General features: G+C 67.3%; 12 protein-coding genes and 1 tRNA gene. 9 read left to right on the top strand and 4 right to left on the bottom strand.

Annotation, left to right across the window (positions count from 1 at the left end):
* Nucleotides 1-328: 328 nt before the first annotated feature.
* Both KK141_RS11450 and KK141_RS11455 read right to left on the bottom strand, forming a co-directional pair.
* Nucleotides 329-1,093, bottom strand: a complete 765-nt coding sequence (locus KK141_RS11450; protein WP_214572295.1) for an FkbM family methyltransferase — start codon at nucleotides 1,091-1,093, stop codon at nucleotides 329-331.
* 79 nt (nucleotides 1,094-1,172) lie between these two features.
* Nucleotides 1,173-2,924, bottom strand: a complete 1,752-nt coding sequence (locus KK141_RS11455; RefSeq protein WP_214572294.1) for a hypothetical protein — start codon at nucleotides 2,922-2,924, stop codon at nucleotides 1,173-1,175.
* A gap of 311 nt (nucleotides 2,925-3,235) precedes the next feature.
* On the opposite strand from KK141_RS11455, the gene KK141_RS11460 reads away from it, so the two are divergent.
* From KK141_RS11460 to fdhE, 5 genes are all read left to right on the top strand, one after another.
* Nucleotides 3,236-4,222: a glycerophosphodiester phosphodiesterase family protein gene (locus tag KK141_RS11460; RefSeq protein WP_214572293.1), complete on the top strand. Its 987-nt coding sequence runs from the start codon at nucleotides 3,236-3,238 to the stop codon at nucleotides 4,220-4,222.
* A 180-nt stretch (nucleotides 4,223-4,402) separates the two neighbouring features.
* The gene (gene fdnG / locus KK141_RS11465) at nucleotides 4,403-7,477 is read left to right on the top strand and encodes a formate dehydrogenase-N subunit alpha (protein ID WP_214572292.1); all 3,075 of its coding nucleotides are present in this window, start codon (nucleotides 4,403-4,405) and stop codon (nucleotides 7,475-7,477) included.
* Between the two features lie 11 nt (nucleotides 7,478-7,488).
* Entirely contained in the window at nucleotides 7,489-8,403 is a 915-nt protein-coding gene (fdxH, locus tag KK141_RS11470; RefSeq protein WP_214572291.1) for a formate dehydrogenase subunit beta, read from the top strand.
* Nucleotides 8,400-9,056 (top strand): formate dehydrogenase subunit gamma, encoded by a 657-nt coding sequence (locus KK141_RS11475; RefSeq protein ID WP_214572290.1) that lies wholly within the window; start codon nucleotides 8,400-8,402, stop codon nucleotides 9,054-9,056. The genes fdxH and KK141_RS11475 overlap by 4 nt, the downstream gene beginning before the upstream one ends.
* Entirely contained in the window at nucleotides 9,053-9,982 is a 930-nt protein-coding gene (fdhE, locus tag KK141_RS11480) for a formate dehydrogenase accessory protein FdhE (RefSeq protein WP_214572289.1), read from the top strand. Before KK141_RS11475 ends, fdhE begins: the two co-directional genes overlap by 4 nt.
* Here the strand turns inward: fdhE and KK141_RS11485 are convergent.
* Nucleotides 9,979-11,034: a permease gene (locus KK141_RS11485; protein WP_214572288.1), complete on the bottom strand. Its 1,056-nt coding sequence runs from the start codon at nucleotides 11,032-11,034 to the stop codon at nucleotides 9,979-9,981. The genes fdhE and KK141_RS11485 overlap by 4 nt on opposite strands.
* A gap of 429 nt (nucleotides 11,035-11,463) precedes the next feature.
* Here KK141_RS11485 and selA point away from each other — a divergent pair, with 429 nt between their 5' ends.
* The 3 genes from selA to KK141_RS11500 all read left to right on the top strand — a co-directional run bounded on the left by selA (nucleotide 11,464) and on the right by KK141_RS11500 (nucleotide 14,922).
* Nucleotides 11,464-12,888 carry an L-seryl-tRNA(Sec) selenium transferase gene (gene selA / locus KK141_RS11490; RefSeq protein ID WP_214572287.1) on the top strand — a complete coding sequence of 475 codons (1,425 nt, stop codon included), beginning with the start codon at nucleotides 11,464-11,466 and terminating at the stop codon, nucleotides 12,886-12,888.
* Nucleotides 12,885-14,873: a selenocysteine-specific translation elongation factor gene (gene selB / locus KK141_RS11495; protein WP_214572286.1), complete on the top strand. Its 1,989-nt coding sequence runs from the start codon at nucleotides 12,885-12,887 to the stop codon at nucleotides 14,871-14,873. Before selA ends, selB begins: the two co-directional genes overlap by 4 nt.
* Nucleotides 14,826-14,922 (top strand) — tRNA-Sec (locus KK141_RS11500). Before selB ends, KK141_RS11500 begins: the two co-directional genes overlap by 48 nt.
* Before the next feature lie 185 nt (nucleotides 14,923-15,107).
* Here the strand turns inward: KK141_RS11500 and selD are convergent.
* Nucleotides 15,108-16,148 (bottom strand): selenide, water dikinase SelD, encoded by a 1,041-nt coding sequence (gene selD / locus KK141_RS11505; protein WP_214572285.1) that lies wholly within the window; start codon nucleotides 16,146-16,148, stop codon nucleotides 15,108-15,110.
* A gap of 125 nt (nucleotides 16,149-16,273) precedes the next feature.
* Here selD and KK141_RS11510 point away from each other — a divergent pair, with 125 nt between their 5' ends.
* Complete coding sequence (locus tag KK141_RS11510) at nucleotides 16,274-17,104, top strand: endonuclease/exonuclease/phosphatase family protein (protein ID WP_214572284.1); 831 nt, start codon at nucleotides 16,274-16,276, stop codon at nucleotides 17,102-17,104.
* Nucleotides 17,105-17,163 lie beyond the last annotated feature (59 nt).

The raw sequence follows: 17,163 nt of genomic DNA on the forward strand, positions 1-17,163 counted from the left end.
CTGTGGCGGAAAGCGTGCATGAACGATCAGGTTTCCGGCGCACCTTCCGCCGGCCCTGCATGGCCAGCGAAAGCCCCGTGCGCCGCACACCCACCAAAAAGGGAGGCCTTGCAAAGAGAAGGCCCTCATTGCTGAGGGCCTTCGGGGTGGCCGTCACAGCTTGTGACCGGCCGGGTGCCCGCAAGAGGAACATCTGCACGGGCGGGCTCGAGAATGATCCAGTGGCCCAGGGGGAAGAGAGCGTGGAGTCATGTGTGTCGAGCCATGTACAGATTGCCGGATGGCCTACCTTATGTGGACTGGAAAATTCTGAAAGCGGCAGCCCGCATCAGATCTCCATCAGCTGATCGAACACCGTGCCGCCCTCGACCGGCATCGCGATCACGTTCTGCAGCACGCGGCCGGGGAAGATGTTGTCGCCCTGCCCCAGGATGTTGGCCGGGTTGTACATATGCGGCGCATGCGACCAGCAGCGGTAGCCGAGCTCCTTGATCGCGCGGACTTCCGCCAGCGCCTGCTCCGGCTCCAGCCGCGCGTAGATCACGGGCCGATGCTTGCGCACCGTCTCAATCGCGCCGTGCAGCAGCGCAATGGTCGAACCCGGCACGTTGATCTTGAGCAGGTCCAGGCCATCCAGGCCCAGATCGTCGACCGCCGCCGGACGCACCACCTCGTCGGTCTCGCAGCGCAGCGAAGCGCCACCCGGCAGTGCGCTCAGCGGCGCCGACGCGCCGGCGCGGCCCAGCCACTGGTTGAGCGTGTAGACATTGGTCAGGCCGTTGAGCGCCGCGGTGGCGCACAGCTGCTGGAAGCCGATGCGCGCCGGCTCCGCCACATAGACCTTGCCGGCCTCGCCCACCACGCGGGCCAGCCACAAGGTGTGCGCGCCGTATTCGCCGCCGAACTGCAGGATGGTCTGCCTTTCCTGCAGCACGGAGCTGAGCAGGTCGATCTCCGCCTCGGCCCATTCGCCGTAGAGCTGCAGCGAACGCGCTGCCGGATGCTGCGAAGCGGTGGCGCTGACGACGCCGTAGCGCACGGTCCACAGCAGCGGCGGGACGGGCTCTTGAGCGGCGGCATTGAAAACATTCATGGATCGTTCCTCTTGGATGATGAAGGCAATAAAGGGATGAAAGCTCGATGGAGCCGATGAAAGCCTGCGGCGAAACTGCTCAGGCGCTCGCCGCGTGCGCCGGGCGAAGCGAAGCCGCCAATGCCGCGGCTTCCACGCGTTTGGCCTTGGCGGCCGGGCCGAGCAGCGCATCGGCCCATAGCTGGAGAAGGCGGATCCTCGCCTCGATCACTTCAGGCGCGCCGTCGCCAGCGCAGGCATCGTCGAGCGCGCGCAGTTCGAGCAGGCGCCATGCGCCATTCATGGCGCCGAGCCGCTCCAGCCGCAGGTCGACCCAATGGGCCTGCCAGGCGCCGCGCGATGCGGCCGGCACGCTGCGCACCATGCGTTCGGCCAGCGCCTCCACGGCATCGAGCCAAGGCGCGCGCGCGGCTGGCGGCAAGGCCGCGGCATGGGCGGACAGGCGGCGCGATGCACCCCACAGCTCCGCCTCGAGTTCCGGCGCGGGCTGGCTTTCCCAGGCCTTGAGCAAGCTGCCCAGACGAGAGAGCCAGCTTGTGCCGGACTGTTCTTCCTGCGGTGCGGCAGTGATTTCGCAGGCGACCGGCGCCACAGCTTCGACAATGGGCTGGCTGCTTTCCGGCTCGGCATCCATCACTCCGGATGCAAGCGGTTCGTCCGTAACACGCATGGGCGATGAAATTTCCGCAGGCATGTCCTGCGCATCGCCTTGCTGCCACGCGCGATCTTCCGACGGTACAGCGACAAGATCGCGAGGCAGTGCATCCACGACGACCTCCGCCGGCTCCTCGGGCGCCGCCGCAGGCAGCTGCGCGAACGGTTCCACCGGCGTCTCGATCCGTCCGGCGTCCATCTCGAACACCCATTCGAGCTGTCCGCCAACCATCGAAGCCTGCAAGGCATCGCCATGGATGCTCAGGCCCAGCCGGCACCATCTCGCCAGCGTTTCGGCCGCATCGCCCGCAAACGGCAGGTAATGCCAGTCCGGACGGAACGACAGCAACGGCCGCGGCCGCGCCACCGCCCGCCGCCAGCCGGCGAACTGCGATGCATGGGGCGCGATGCGGCCGGCGATGGCGAGCAGCAGGCGCCATTCGCCGGAGATGCTCAAGCCGATCGAATCCCAGCGCCGCAGGAAGGCATCCGAGTCGAACTGGCCCGGGTCGTAGTCCCAGTGCGGGCGGATCAGCTTGGGGCCGCCCCAGCGGATCGGCGTCCATGCTTCGCGCCGCCGGCGCCGCTGGCGTTCGCGCCGGCGGCGCCAGAGGATGAAGACTCCGAGCACGCTGCAGCTGGCCACCACCAGCCACGCCACCGGATTGGCGCCAGCCTCGGCGCCAGGAGGAAGCGGGGGCGCCAGGTCCGGCGTGGCCACTTCCTCGGCCGCGAGCGGATCGACCCATGCGGTGGCAGGCGCCGCCTCCGCCACCGGAGTTTCAGCGGTCTCGGGCGGCGTGAGCTCCGGATCTTCAAGTGCAGGCTCATCGGGCGTGGGCGTTGTCTGCTTTGCGCGCCGCGCCTGCCGCGACGATACCGCGGCCGCCGCGCGGGCTTTTCTGGCCTTGCGCTCCGCGTCGACCGGCTCGATCGGAAAAGTCTGCGCCGGCATCGGCGCCGGTGAAGGCGGCGCATCGCCGCCTTCGCGTTGCACTGACGCGGCATCCCGGCCCGACGGCCGCTCCTGCCACGGTTCCACGCCGCAGGCGCTCATCGTCGAGGCGATGAAGACGGCGAGCACGACCGGATGCAAACAGCCGGCGCGACGGCGCACCGCCTTAGGCGCCGGCTCTGCCTGCGCATGATCGACGCCATGCATCGCGGTGGCGGACATCTTGCCGAAGCCCCCTTCCGACACACTCGCCCGGCTTGGACGGATCGTTCCCATGACCGCCAGCGTATGAAAGCGGGCCAAGGCGCTGAACCTGAATTTTCCGGAGCTGGGACCTGGCGTCACGCCGCGGTTGCGTTCCGGACTCATCTGCCGAGGCGAAGGAGGAGGAATGTCGGCGAAAAGTCTTATTCCAGTGCGCGAGCTTCGGTGACGGCGAAAGCGGGCAAATCTCTGGATAAATCCCATTCAAGCGATCGCGGCGGATCGCTAACTTGATCCGGCTCCACTCCACACGAACGGCAGGAACTCGCATGAGCATCAGACTGGCTGTCGGCGTCCTGCTTGCCTGCGCGCTCACGGTGGCGCTGGCCTGGCTCGCGGTGGCGCGCCCCTTTGCCGAGCACCAGCCGCATCGTCCGCCCGCACTGATCGCGCACCGCTGCGGCACCGCGGACGCACCGGAGAACACGCTCGCCGCTTGCCGCCTGGCCATCTCCTACGGCGTCAAGAAACTGTGGGTCAGCGTGCAGGTCAGCCAGGACGGCATTCCGGTGCTGTATCGGCCACGCGATCTTTCCGCGCTCACCGACGGCGCCGGCGAAGTCGCGCAAACGCCTTATGCGGCGCTGGTGAAACTCAATGCCGGATGGCAGTTCAAGGAAACCGGAGCCTCCGGCGCCGTGACCTATCCGTACCGGGATACGCCAGTGCATATACCGGCGCTGGAGGACCTGATCGACCAGCTGCCGGAAGATGTCGAACTCTTCATCGACATCAAGACGCCGGACGCCGCGCGCGCGGCGAAAGCCGTCGCCGACGTGCTGCAGCGCCACCTGTTCTGGAGCAGGACCTGGCTCTATTCGACGCGGGCCGACAACCTGCAAGCCTTCGGCCTGAACGTGCGGGCGCAGCGTTTCGAGACGCGCGAAGCCACCCGGCAGCGGCTGGTCAGCCTGCTGCTGGAGCAGCGCTGCCCGGAAAGTCCGCCCGCGGGCGCGCAGGTCGGTTTCGAGCTGCGGCGCGACATGGAAGTCTCCGAGTCGCTGACCCTGGGCGCGGGCACCAGCAAGGTCTCGGCGCTGCTGTGGAACGAGCGCGCCATGGCCTGCTTCAACGTGGCGAACGGCACCCGGGTCATCCTGTTCGGCATCAACAGCGAGCCCGACTACCGGGTGGCCGCCGGACTCGGCGCCGACGCCGTCATGGTGGATTCGCCCAAGGCGGCCTCGGCGTATCGGCTGCGCGACCATGGCCCGCTGCGGCGCCTGCTCATCCACTGGGGCTGGCCCGAATCCTGACCTTTTATTGCAGTCGATTACGACTGTAACTTTCTTGTTATCCAGCCATCGGAAACGATGTTCTGTGCTAATTTCCGTCCGGACAATGGGATCATTCCTATTCGTCCAGGCAGTCTCTCGAGCCGCATCGCCCCCTTCACCGGGCGGCATGTCCAGCCAACTCACGGGAGCAGCACAGCGATGGCACTTACACGTCGCGAGTTCATCAAGATCACCGGCCTCGGCCTGGCAGCATCGGGATTGGGCGTCCTGGGTTTCGGCGCTTCCGGCGAGGCGCAAGCCGCCGCCGTCAGGCCGTTCAAGCTCACCCACGCCACCGAGACGCGCAACACCTGCACTTACTGCTCGGTGGCCTGCGGCATCCTGATCTACAGCATGGGCGACCGCGCCAAGAACGCGCGCTCGAACATCATCCATATCGAAGGCGACCCGGACCATCCGGTGAACCGCGGCACGCTCTGCCCCAAAGGCTCGGCCCTGCTCGACGTGGTGCATGCGCCCACCCGCCTGAAGGCGCCGCGCTACCGCGCCGCCGGCGGCACCGAGTTCAAGGAAGTCTCCTGGGACTTCGCGCTGGACCGCATCGCCCGGCTGATGAAGGACGATCGCGATAAAAACTTCATCGCGAAGAATCCCGCCGGCACCACGGTGAACCGCTGGCTCACCACCGGCATGCTCGCCGCGTCGGCCTCGTCCAGCGAAACCGCCTACCTCACCTGGAAGGTGGCCCGCTCCCTCGGCATGGTGGTGTTCGACAACCAGGCGCGCGTCTGACACGGACCGACGGTGGCCAGTCTGGCCCCATCATTCGGTCGCGGTGCGATGACCAACACCTGGCAGGACATCAAGAACGCCAATGTCGTAGTGGTGATGGGCGGCAATGCCGCCGAGGCGCACCCCTGCGGCTTCAAATGGGTGATCGAGGCGAAGATCGAGAACGGCGCCAAGCTCGTCGTGGTCGATCCGCGCTTTACGCGCACGGCCTCGGTGGCCGACTACTACGCGCCGATCCGCCCCGGCACCGATATCGCCTTCCTCAATGGCGTCATCCATTACCTGCTGGAAAAGGACGCGATCCAGCACGAATACGTGCGCGCCTATACCAATGCCGGCCTGATCGTGAAGGAAGGTTTCGGTTTCCAGGACGGCCTGTTCAGCGGCTACAACGAGGAAAAGCACAGCTACGACAAGTCCAGCTGGGACTACGAACTGGACAAGGACGGCTACGCCCAGTCCGACGACAGCTGGCAGCATCCGCGCTGCGTGATCAACCTGCTCAAGCAGCACGTGTCGCGCTACACGCCGGAGATGGTCTCGCGTATCTGCGGCACGCCGCAGGACAAGTTCCTGCACGTATGCGAGCTGTTCGCCAGCACCGCCGCGCCGGACAAGGCCATGACCAGCCTGTTCGCGCTGGGCTGGACCCAGCATTCGGTGGGTTCGCAGAACATCCGCAACATGGCGATGGTGCAGCTGCTGCTGGGCAATATCGGCGTGGCCGGCGGCGGCATGAATGCGCTGCGCGGGCATTCCAATATCCAGGGCCTGACCGACGTCGGCCTGCTCTCCAACCTGCTGCCGGGCTATATGAATCTGCCGGTGGACAAGGAGACCAGCCTCGACGAATACATGAAGACCAAGCTGTACAAGCCGCTGCGCCCGGGCCAGACCAGCTACTGGCAGAACTACCGCAAGTTCTTCGTGAGCCTGCAGAAGGCGCTGTGGGGCGATGCCGCCACCAAGGACAACGATTGGGCCTACGACTGGCTGCCCAAGCTCGACGTGCCGCTGTACGACGTGATCAAGGCCTTCGAGATGATGGATCAGGGGCAGATGGGCGGCTACATCTGCCAGGGCTTCAATCCGCTGCAGGCCTTCCCCGACCGCGGCAAGATCCGCCGCGGCTTGAGCAAGCTGAAGTTCCTGGTAACGATGGATCCGCTGGACACGGAAACCTCGCGCTTCTGGCAGGACTTCGGCCCGCAGAATCCGGCCAAGTCCGCCGAGATCCAGACCGAAGTATTCCAGCTGCCCACCACGTGCTTTGCCGAAGAGAACGGCTCGCTGGTCAATTCCGCGCGCTGGCTGCAATGGCACTGGAAGGCGGCGGACGCACCGGGCGAGGCGAAATCCGACATCTGGATCATGACCGGCATCTTCCAGCGCCTGCGCGAGCTGTACCGCAAGGAAGGCGGCGCCTTCCCCGACCCGGTGCTCGGCATGAGCTGGAAATACACCGACCCGCACGAACCGGATCCGGAAGAACTGGCCAAGGAAATGAACGGCCGCGCGCTCACCGACCTGGTCGACCCGGCGACGAACGCGGTGGTGACCAAGGCCGGCACTCTGCTCGATGCGTTCGCTCAATTGCGCGACGACGGCAGCACCGCCTCCGGTTGCTGGATCTTCACCGGCTGCTTCACCGAGAAGGGCAACCAGATGGCGCGGCGCGACGCCACCGACCCGCGCGAGCAAGGCATCGCGCCGAACTGGGCCTGGGCCTGGCCGGCCAACCGCCGCATCCTCTACAACCGCGCCAGCGCGGACCCGGACGGCAAGCCGTGGAATCCGGCCAAGCCGCTGATCTCCTGGAACGGCAGCAAATGGGTGGGCGTCGACGTGCCCGATTACGGCCCCACGGTGAAACCGTCCGACGGCGTCGGCCCCTTCATCATGAATGCCGAAGGCATGGGTCGCCTGTTCTCCCGCGACCTGATGGGCGACGGCCCCTTCCCCGAGCACTACGAGCCGCTGGAATCGCCGGTGGACAACGTGCTGCATCCGAAGGTGAATTCGAACCCGGTCGCGCGCGTGTTTCCGAACGACCGCAAATCCTTCGGCAGCCCGCAGCAGTTCCCCTACGTAGCCACCACCTATCGCCTGACCGAGCATTTCCACTACTGGACCAAGCACGCCCTGATCAACGCGGTGCTGCAGCCGGAGGAATTCATCGAGATCGGCGAGGTGCTGGCCAAGGAGAAAGGCATCGAGCAAGGCGGCTGGGTGAAGGTCACCTCCAAACGCGGCGAAGTGATCTGCAAGGCCTACGTGACCAAGCGCATCAAGCCGATGACGGTGGACGGCAAGCCCACCCACGTGATCGGCGTGCCGATCCACTGGGGCTTTACCGGGCAGGCGCGCAAGGGTTACGGGGCCAATACGCTGACGCCGTCGGTGGGCGATGCCAATACGCAGACGCCGGAGTTCAAGGCGTTCCTGGTCAATATCGAACGAACCGCGGCACCGGCAGCCTGAGGACATACGTCATGTCAGATCTGCAATCGCAAGACTACGTCCGCCGCTCCGCCACCACCATGACGCCGCCCATGGCGCGCAGCCATGAAGACCAGGTCGCCAAGCTGATCGACGTCAGCCGCTGCATCGGCTGCAAGGCCTGCCAGTCCGCCTGCATGGAATGGAACGACCTGCGCCCGGAGATCGGCCACTTCGAAGGTTCGTACGAGAACCCGGCGGACCTGGGCCCCAGCGTGTGGACGCTGATGAAGTTCGCCGAACACGAGAACGAACAGGGCAATCTCGAATGGCTGATCCGCAAGGACGGCTGCATGCACTGCGAAGATCCAGGCTGCCTGAAGGCCTGCCCTGCCCCGGGCGCGATCGTGCAGTACGCCAACGGCATCGTGGACTTCATCAGCGACAAATGCATCGGCTGCGGCTATTGCGTGAAAGGCTGCCCGTTCAATATCCCGCGCATCAGCAAGCAGGATCACAAGTCGTACAAGTGCACGCTGTGCTCGGACCGCGTATCGGTCGGGCTGGAGCCGGCCTGCGTCAAGGCCTGCCCCACCGGCGCCATCATGTTCGGCGCCAAGACCGACATGCAGCACCAGGCGCAGCTGCGCATCGTCGAGCTGAAGACGCGCGGCTTCGAGAACGCCGGCCTGTACGACCCGCAGGAAGTCGGCGGCACCCATGTGATGTATGTGCTGCATCACGCGGACAAGCCCTCGCTGTATTCGGGCCTGCCCGACAAGCCGCGCATCAGCGCCACGGTCGACTTGTGGAAAGGCTTTATCAAGCCGCTCGGCCTGGCCGGCATCGCGCTCGCCGCGCTGGCCGGCTTCTTCCACTGGATCAGCGCCGGCCCGAACGAAGTCACCGAGGAAGACGAGGCCGAGGGCGAGCGCGTGCTGCGCGAAGGCGAGGAGAAGCTGTCATGAGCCGCCCGAAGAACGCCATCGTGCGCTACACCCTGGCCAACCGCGTCAATCACTGGATCACCGCGATCTGCTTCGTGCTGCTGGTGCTGTCGGGCCTGTCGATGTTCCACCCGATGCTGTTCTTTCTGTCCGGCCTGTTCGGCGGCGGGCAATGGACGCGGGCGGTGCATCCGTGGATCGGCGTGGTGCTGCTGGTGAGCTATCTGGGCCTGATCGTGCAGTTCTGGCGCGAGAACCTGCTGAACCAGGACGACGCCGCCTGGATGAAGTCGATCGGCCCGGTGATCGTCAACGACGAGGAGCACACGCCGCCGGTAGGCCGCAACAATGCCGGCCAGAAACTGGTGTTCTGGTCGATGACCTTGCTGATTCCGGTGCTGTTCTTCAGCGGCCTGGCCCTCTGGGAGGTGTACTTCGGCAGCGCCACTTCGATTCCGGTGCAGCGCGCGGCGGCGCTGATCCATAGCCTGGCGGCGCTGGCCGCGATCATCGTGTGGATCGTGCATGTCTATGCGGCGATCTGGGTGCGCCATTCGGTGCGCGCGATGACCCAGGGCTATGTCACGCCGGGCTGGGCGTGGCGCCATCACCGCAAATGGCTGCTGGAACTGGCGCAGCACGGCAAGCAAGATTCCAGGAAACCACGCACGTGAGACAAGCCGAAGCGCCGCCCAGCGGCAAATGGACCGGACCTTCGCATGCCGGCGTCAAGGCGCCGGACCCGATCCTGCGCCCCGACCCTGCCCGCCGCTTCGCCGCCACCGCGCAACGGCTGGAACAGCTGGCCGCGGGACATCCGATGGAAGCGTGGTTGCGCTTCGTCGCGGTGCTGGCGCGTGCGCAGCACGAAGTGGCAACCACGCTGGCGCCTGCCGCCACGCTCGATCCGCCTGTCGTGGCGCAGTCGATCGAAGCCCGCCTGCCGCCACTGGCTGCCGATGGCCATCGCCGCGAGGTGTCGTGGCGCGAAGGGCTGGTGCTGCTGCTCGACCGCATCGATCGCAAGAGCTTGCCGCCGCCGGCGCTGGCTGTCGTCGATGCCTTGCTGGGTTGCGAAGCCGCCACGCAGGAGCGCCTGGCCGACCAGTTCCTGCGCGGTGGCCTGTCCACCGCCGATGCCGGCGCGGCGATCTATGTCGCCGCCGCTTTGCAGGTCTACTTCACCTGCTCCGCCGCAGGCCTGAAAGCCGATGAGCTGCGCCTGCTGGAAGAGCGCGGACTGTGCCCCTGCTGCGGTTCGCCGCCGGTCGCCGGCATGGTCGCCGCCAGCGGCAGCACGCCGGGGACGCGCTATCTGTACTGCTCGCTTTGCTCCACGGCATGGAACCACGTGCGTGCCGTGTGCATCACCTGCAGCGGCACGCGGCATCTCGCCTTGCAAGGTATCGAGGGCGACCCCGGCGTAGTGAAAGCCGAAACCTGCGGCGAATGCCAGACCTACGCCAAGCTGCTCTATCAGATCCACGACATGAAGGCGGACCCGTACGCGGACGATCTCGCTTCGATCGGCCTGGACATCCTGGTCGCCGAAGCGGGCTTCGCGCGGCACGCACCGAATCCCTTGCTGCTGGTTGCCTAGCGCAGCGTCAACCACACCGCGATCGCGCCGCCGAGCAGACCACAGCCAACCACCGCGGCAGCCACCGCCAGCAACACCCGCCACGGAAACGAGCGCGCCAGCATCGCCAAGGACGGCAGGCTCACCGGCGGCAAGGTCAGCAGCAAGGCCGCCGCCGGGCCGCTTCCCATACCCAGCGCCAGCATCGCCTGCACGATGGGCACTTCGCCGGCGGTCGGAATCACGAACAGCATGCCGGCCAGCGCCATCGCGGCGATCCAGTACCACTGGTCGCCGATGGCCGGCCCGATCGCGGGAAACATCCAGGCGCGGAACGCGCCCAGCAGCAGCACGATCACCAGGTATTCGGGCAGCAGGCGCAGCGCCATGCGCCCGAAGATCGCCGCCCAGCGCCTGCCGACTTCCGCGAGCGAATGCGGCTCGGGCTCGACGGCTGGCAGGTCGACCGGTGACGGCGCATCTGTGCGCGCCGACATCCGGCTGGCGAGATAGCCCAGGCCGAACACCAGCGGCACGCCGAAGCACAACCGGAACACGGTCCAATGCCAACCGAGCACGAAGCCGGTGAACACCAGGGTCGCCGGATTGAGCACGGTATTGCCGAGCCAGAACGCCAGCGCCGGCCCCGCCGCGGCCTGGTGCCTGCGCATGCCCACCACCACCGGCGCGGCGCAGCAGGTGCACATCATCCCGGGCAGCGCCAGCAGACCGCCCGCCACCACGCCGCCCATGCCGCTGCCGCCCAGCACGCGCCGCACCCAGCTGGCCGGCAGCAAGGCCTGGATGCCCGAACCCAGCAGCAGGCCCAGCAGCATCGCCTGCCAGATCGCCTTGCCATAGGCCAGCGCGTAGCCGATGGCCGCATTCCACGACGGCTCCGGCGCACTCGCCGCATCGCCCATCAGGATCGAATGGCCGATCGCCTGCCCGGCCGCGGCGACGAAGGCGCGGTCGTAATACGGATGCCACTTCACGTAGAACAGGCCGGCCACGGCCAGCAAAAGGAAAACGCACAGACGCGCGGCACGCGCAGCCGGCAAGGCGACGGACATCGCTATCCCAACCCATGGCTTGGATGTAGCGGCCCTACAGGGCACGAAGCTGCCGACCGGTGCCGCAGGATGCAGGCGCTGCGGCGGGGGGCGATTATGCGCATAGGCGATCGCCTGTCCGCGTTGCGCAGAATGCTACGGGGCTCGCGACGGCGTAAAGCCCCTCTCCCGTCGGGAGAGGGGTTGGGGTGAGGGTTCGGGCAGAGTGGTGCGCTCCACTCCGCCCGAACCCTCATCCGGCTGCCGCCACCTTCTCCCGGAGGGAGAAGGGTTCACTCTTCGACGTCATGGCACAGGTATGCAATCCCGCCTTGACCCTGCCCCGATCCGCGACGCAGCATAGGTCCCGCCACGCGACCTGAGCTGTCATGCAATCTTCGCGTGCACGCGCTGCAATCGGATACCCGGCAATGCCCATGGACAAGCAATGTGACCGGCCCTGAGGCCACTTCCCTGCGCCACCTTCCCGCGGTTGCCACGGTATTGGCCACCCGCGAGGCCCTTGCCTTGGTCGAGCGCCATGGCCGCGCGGCCACCACCGACGCCATCCGCGCCGCGATCGATGAAGCACGCGAGATCATGCGCGTCACATCTTCAGCCGCACCCGGCGCCGAAGCACTGGCGCAACGCGCCGCGGCGCGGCTGGATGCGCAACTGCCCAGCCTGCGCCCGCTGTTCAACCTCACCGGCACCGTGCTGCACACCAATCTCGGCCGCGCCCTGCTGGCCGAAGCCGCCATCGAAGCCGCGACCGCGGCAATGCGCCATGCCGTGGCGCTCGAATACGACCTGGACGAAGGCGAACGCGGCGAGCGCGACGACCACGTGCGCGGCCTGCTGCGCGAACTGACCGGCGCCGAAGACGCCACCGTGGTCAACAACAACGCCGCCGCCGTGCTGCTGTGCCTCAACACCTTTGCGCTGGGCCGCGATGCGGTGGTCTCGCGCGGCGAGCTGATCGAGATCGGCGGCGCCTTCCGCATGCCCGAGATCATGGCGCGCGCCGGCACGCGCATGATCGAAGTGGGCACCACCAACCGCACCCATCCCGCCGACTACCGCGAAGCCATCGGCGAACGCACCGGCCTGGTGCTCAAGGTGCATACCTCCAACTACCGCATCCAGGGTTTCACCGCGGAAGTAGGCGCGCGCGAACTCGCAGGCATCGCCGATGCCGCGGGCGTGCCGCTGTTGAACGACCTGGGCTCCGGCATGCTGGTCGACCTCGCGCGCTACGGCCTGGCCAAGGAGCCTACCGTGCGCGAAGCGGTGGCCGAAGGCGCGCGGCTGGTCACCTTCTCCGGCGACAAGTTATTGGGCGGCCCGCAGGCCGGCTTTATCGTCGGCGACCGCGCGCTGATCGAACGCATCAACCGCAACCCGCTCAAGCGCGCGCTGCGCGTGGACAAGCTGCGCCTGGCCGCGATCGAAGCCACGCTCAAGCTCTATCGCGATCCGGACCGCCTGGCCGAACGCCTGCCGACCCTGCGGTTTCTCGCACGCGCGCAAGCGGCGATCGCGGCCCAGGCGCATCGACTGCAACCGGCGGTTGCCGAACGGCTCGGCAACCACTTCGACGTGGCGGTGGGCGACTGCCTCAGCCAGGTCGGCTCCGGCGCATTGCCTCTGGATACGCTGGCCAGCGCCGCTCTGCTGATCCGCCCGCACGGCAGCCAGGCCGTGCTGGAACGCCTGTCCGCCGCCATGCGCGCCTTGCCGCAGCCGGTGCTCGGCCGCATTGCCGACGGCGCGCTGCGATTGGATCTGCGTTGCCTGGCCGACGCCGTTGAAGCGGATCTGCTGGCCAGCCTGGCGCAACTGGATCTCGCCGGGCTCCACGCGGGCGCTCCATGATCGTCGGCACCGCGGGCCATATCGATCACGGCAAGACTTCGCTGATCAAGGCTCTGACCGGCGTCGACGGCGACCGGCTCAAGGAAGAAAAGGCCCGCGGCATCACCATCGACCTCGGCTTCGCCTACCTGCCGCTGAGCGACACCGGCACGCTCGGCTTCGTCGACGTGCCCGGCCACGAGCGCTTCGTGCACACCATGGTGGCCGGCGCCAGCGGCATCGATATCGCCCTGCTGGTGGTGGCAGTCGACGATGGCGTGATGCCGCAGACGCTGGAGCATCTGGCGATCCTGGACCTGCTGCAGATCCGCCGCGGCGTGATCGCGCTGACCAAGGTCGACCTGGCGCCGCCGGGAAGGCTGGCCGAAGTGGGCGCACAGATCCGCGCCGCCACTGCGGGCACTGCGCTCGGCGATGCCGACATGTTCCCGGTTTCTTCCGCCACAGGCCTGGGCATCGACGCGCTGCGCGAGCGCCTTGCCACCGAGGCGCGAACGCTGGGCGAACGCGCCGCCGATGGCCGCTTCCGCCTGGCGGTCGACCGCGTGTTCACCCTGCCCGGCATCGGCCTGACGGTGACCGGCACGGTGTTGTCCGGCACGGTGCGCGTGAAGGACCAGGTGCTGCTCAGCCCTTCCGGCCTCAGCGCGCGCGTGCGTTCGTTGCACGCGCAGAACCACGCGGTGGAGCTCGGGCGCGCCGGCGACCGCTGCGCGCTGAACCTCAGTGGCGAGGACATCGCCAAGGATGCGATCCACCGCGGCGACATGGTGGTCGATCCATTCCTGCATGCGCCGGTCGAGCGCATCGACGCGCGCCTGCGCCTGCTGCCCGGCGAATCGAAGCCGATGAGCCAATGGTTTCCCGCGCGCCTGCATCACGGCGCCAGCGAGGTGGGCGTGCGCGTGGTGCTGGTTGAAGGCGAGCAGCTGGCGCCGGGCCAGGCGGCCGACGTGCAGCTGGTGCTGAGCCGCCCGATCGCCGCCGCCGCGCTGGACCGCTTCGTGCTGCGCGACGTCTCCGCGCAACGCACCATTGGCGGCGGCCAGTTCCTGGATCTGCGCGGCCCGCCGCGCCAGCGCCGCACCGCCGAGCGCCAGGCGCAGCGCGCGGCGCTCTTGATGAGCGATCCGTTGGAGGCGTTCGCCGCGCTGCTCGATGCGCCGCCGTTCGCCTGGGACCTGGCGGCGTTCGCAAGAGATCGCGCCCTGTCCGCTTCCCGCGCGGACGATATCGCCGCCGCACTGGCGCCCGTGATCTTCGCCGATGGCGGCGAACGCATCGCCATCGGCCGGCCGCACTGGCAGCACTTCGTGGCGCGGCTGGTCGAATGTCTCGGGGCCTTCCATACGGCCAATCCGGACCTGCAAGGCATCGGCCGCGAACGCCTGCGCCTGGCCCTGCAGCCGCGCCTGCCGGCTTCGGCCTTCGCGCAGGCGCTGCAGCATCCGGACCTGGCCGAACGCATCGTCCGCGACGGCGCCTTCGTGCGCCTGCCCGGCCACACCCTGCGACTGAACCCCGAACGCGAGGCGCTGTGGCAGGCCATCGCCCCGCTGCTCGATGGCGAAGCCCGCTTCCGCCCGCCGCGCGTGCGCGACCTAGCCTGGGCGCTGGGGCGGCAGGAGCCTGAAGTGCGGCAGCTGCTGCGCTTCGCCGCGCGGCTGGGCCGGGCGGACGAGGTGGCGCACGATCATTTCTTCCTGCGCGCGACCATGCACGAAATGGCGCTGATCGCCGCCGCGCTCGCCGCCGAGGGCGCGGACGGCCGCTTTACCGCCGCGCAGTTCCGCGACCGGCTGGACAATGGTCGTAAAGTGGCGATCCAGATCCTAGAATTCTTCGACCGGCAAGGCGTGACGCTCAATCGCGGCACCTTGCGCCGGGTGCAGGCGCGGTATCTGGACCTGTTCGCGCCGGCGGCAAGCGCAACGCATGGAAGAGAATCGTCTCCGGTGGGGCGTCCGGACTTCAAATCCGGGTGAGGCAGATCAGACTGTCTCGGGTGGGTTCGACTCCCACTCTCTTCCGCCATCGTCATTCGCCGTGGCGGTATCGCCGGCATTGAATTGGCTCGTCATCCCGGCGCAGGCCGGGATCCAGTAACGATACGGCCAGGTTTTCGCGCAGAGCCCATCGCCGGGTTGCGTATCGGCAATGGCGGGGTGTTGTCGCCACTGGATCCCGGCCTGCGCCGGGATGACGAGCAACCGGCCACCTCAAACCACGTCGATACCAGGCAGCCCTTTTTCGACTGTGCCGATGATGCTCGCCCGCGGATATCCCGCCGCCTCGATCATCGCGCGTATCTCCTCGGCCCTGTCCGCCTTGCACGCCACCAGCAAGCCACCGGAAGTCTGCGGATCGGTCAGCAGCGCACGCCACCATTCCGGCACATCGGCAGGCAGCACCACACCGTCACCGTAGCTGACCCAATTGCGTTTCGATGCACCCGTTACGTAACCCGCTTCGGCTAAGGCTTCCGCGCGCGCGAACAAGGGCAGGCTCGCCAGCTCGATGCGGATCCGCGCGCCGCTGCCGCGCGCCATTTCCAGCGCATGCCCGAGCAGGCCAAAACCGGTGACATCGGTGAGCGCATGCACGTCGTCGTCCTGCGCCAGCTCGTGGCCCACGCGATTGAGCAAGGTGGTCGAAGCGAGCATCTCGTCATACGCATCCATCGGCAGCATCTGCTTCTTGAATGCCGCCGAATAAATGCCGACGCCGATGCCTTTGGTGAGAATCAGCGCATCGCCCGGCCGCGCCCCTGCGTTGCGGCGCACCTGCGCCGGCGTGCACAGGCCGATCGCCGCCAGGCCATAGATCGGCTCGGCCGCATCGATCGAATGGCCGCCGGCCACCGGGATGCCGGCCTGCGCGCAGATCGACTCGCCGCCGGTGAGGATGGCGCGCACCGTGTCCACGTCCAGCTTGCCCAGCGGCATGCCCAGGATGGCCAGGGCCATGATCGGCTTGCCGCCCATGGCGTAGACGTCGGACAGCGCATTGGCCGCGGCGATGCGGCCGAAGTCGTAGGGATCGTCGACGATCGGCATGAAGAAATCGGTAGTCGCGATCACGCAGGTGCGTTCGTCCACCTGCCACACCGCCGCATCGTCGCTGGACTCGGTGCCCACCAGCAGTTGCGCGAACGGCTGCAGCGCGGGCTTGCCGGCCAGCAGCTCCTGCAGCACCGCGGGCGCCAGCTTGCAGCCGCAACCGCCGCCGTGGGCCAGATCGGTCAAACGTTCACAGGCCATGCCGGATCCCTTGAAGAGCCGTTGGCCCGATGCAGGGCCGCGGCCAGCATAACGGAACGACTACCCACTTTCCGTCACGCGACGGGGCTATAGTCGGACGTCCATTCCGCAAAGCGCCTACGCCCATGCCGATCTTTTCCCGCATCGCCTTCGCCCTGGCCCTCACCGCTTCGGCCCTGTCCGCCTCCGCGGCGGAACTGAAAGTGATGAGCTTCAATGTCCGCACCCTCGCGGCCCAGGATGGACCCAATGCCTGGGACAAGCGCCGCGAACTGTTCGCCGAAACCATCCGCCAGGTGCATCCGGACGTGATCGGCACGCAGGAGCTGTTCAAGCAGCAGGGCGACGACACCGTCCAGCGCCTGCCGGAATACACCTGGTTCGGCCGCGACCGCTTCGGCAAGCATGCCGAGGAACACATGGGCATCTTCTATCGCAAGGATCGCCTGAAGCTGGTGAAGTCCGGCGACTTCTGGCTGTCGGATACGCCCGACAAGGTGGCCAGCATCACCTGGGGCAATGTCTTCCCGCGCATGGTGAACTGGGCCCTGTTTGAGCGCCTGGACGATCACAAGCGCTTCTATCTGCTCGACACCCATTTCCCCTATCGCGACCAGGACGAGGACGCCCGCACCAAGGGCGCGCGCGAAATGGCCGCCTGGATCGCCAAGCTGCCGGCCGACGTGCCGGTGATCGTCACCGGCGACTTCAACACCGAGCCGAGCAGCGAAGCGCACAAGGTGCTGACCGCGGAACTGAAGGACGCCTGGGACACCGCGCCCAAGCGCGAAGGCCCGGCCAAGACCTTCCACGACTTCACCGGCCAGGCGACGGTGCAGATCGACTGGATCCTCTATCGCGGTGTGAAAGCCAACGCGGTGCGCGTACTGACCACCTCGAAGGATGGGCGCTATCCGTCGGATCACTTCCCGATCGCGGCCGATTTCACCTTGTAAGCCGCGCATCGCAACCATTCGCCGCCGCGGGGCGACTCAGTAGTGATCCAGGGCATCCG

The organism is Dyella sp. LX-66 (assembly GCF_018599165.1).
Taxonomy (GTDB): domain Bacteria; phylum Pseudomonadota; class Gammaproteobacteria; order Xanthomonadales; family Rhodanobacteraceae; genus Dyella_D; species Dyella_D marensis.

Excerpts from the sequence above, each read along its gene's own strand:
- KK141_RS11450 (WP_214572295.1), bottom strand. The coding sequence starts at position 1,093 with ATGAATGTTTTCAATGCCGCCGCTCAAGAGCCCGTCCCGCCGCTGCTG.
- KK141_RS11455 (WP_214572294.1), bottom strand. The coding sequence starts at position 2,924 with ATGTCCGCCACCGCGATGCATGGCGTCGATCATGCGCAGGCAGAGCCG.
- KK141_RS11460 (WP_214572293.1), top strand. The coding sequence starts at position 3,236 with ATGAGCATCAGACTGGCTGTCGGCGTCCTGCTTGCCTGCGCGCTCACG.
- fdxH (WP_214572291.1), top strand. The coding sequence starts at position 7,489 with ATGTCAGATCTGCAATCGCAAGACTACGTCCGCCGCTCCGCCACCACC.
- KK141_RS11475 (WP_214572290.1), top strand. The coding sequence starts at position 8,400 with ATGAGCCGCCCGAAGAACGCCATCGTGCGCTACACCCTGGCCAACCGC.
- KK141_RS11485 (WP_214572288.1), bottom strand. The coding sequence starts at position 11,034 with ATGTCCGTCGCCTTGCCGGCTGCGCGTGCCGCGCGTCTGTGCGTTTTC.
- selB (WP_214572286.1), top strand. The coding sequence starts at position 12,885 with ATGATCGTCGGCACCGCGGGCCATATCGATCACGGCAAGACTTCGCTG.
- selD (WP_214572285.1), bottom strand. The coding sequence starts at position 16,148 with ATGGCCTGTGAACGTTTGACCGATCTGGCCCACGGCGGCGGTTGCGGC.
- KK141_RS11510 (WP_214572284.1), top strand. The coding sequence starts at position 16,274 with ATGCCGATCTTTTCCCGCATCGCCTTCGCCCTGGCCCTCACCGCTTCG.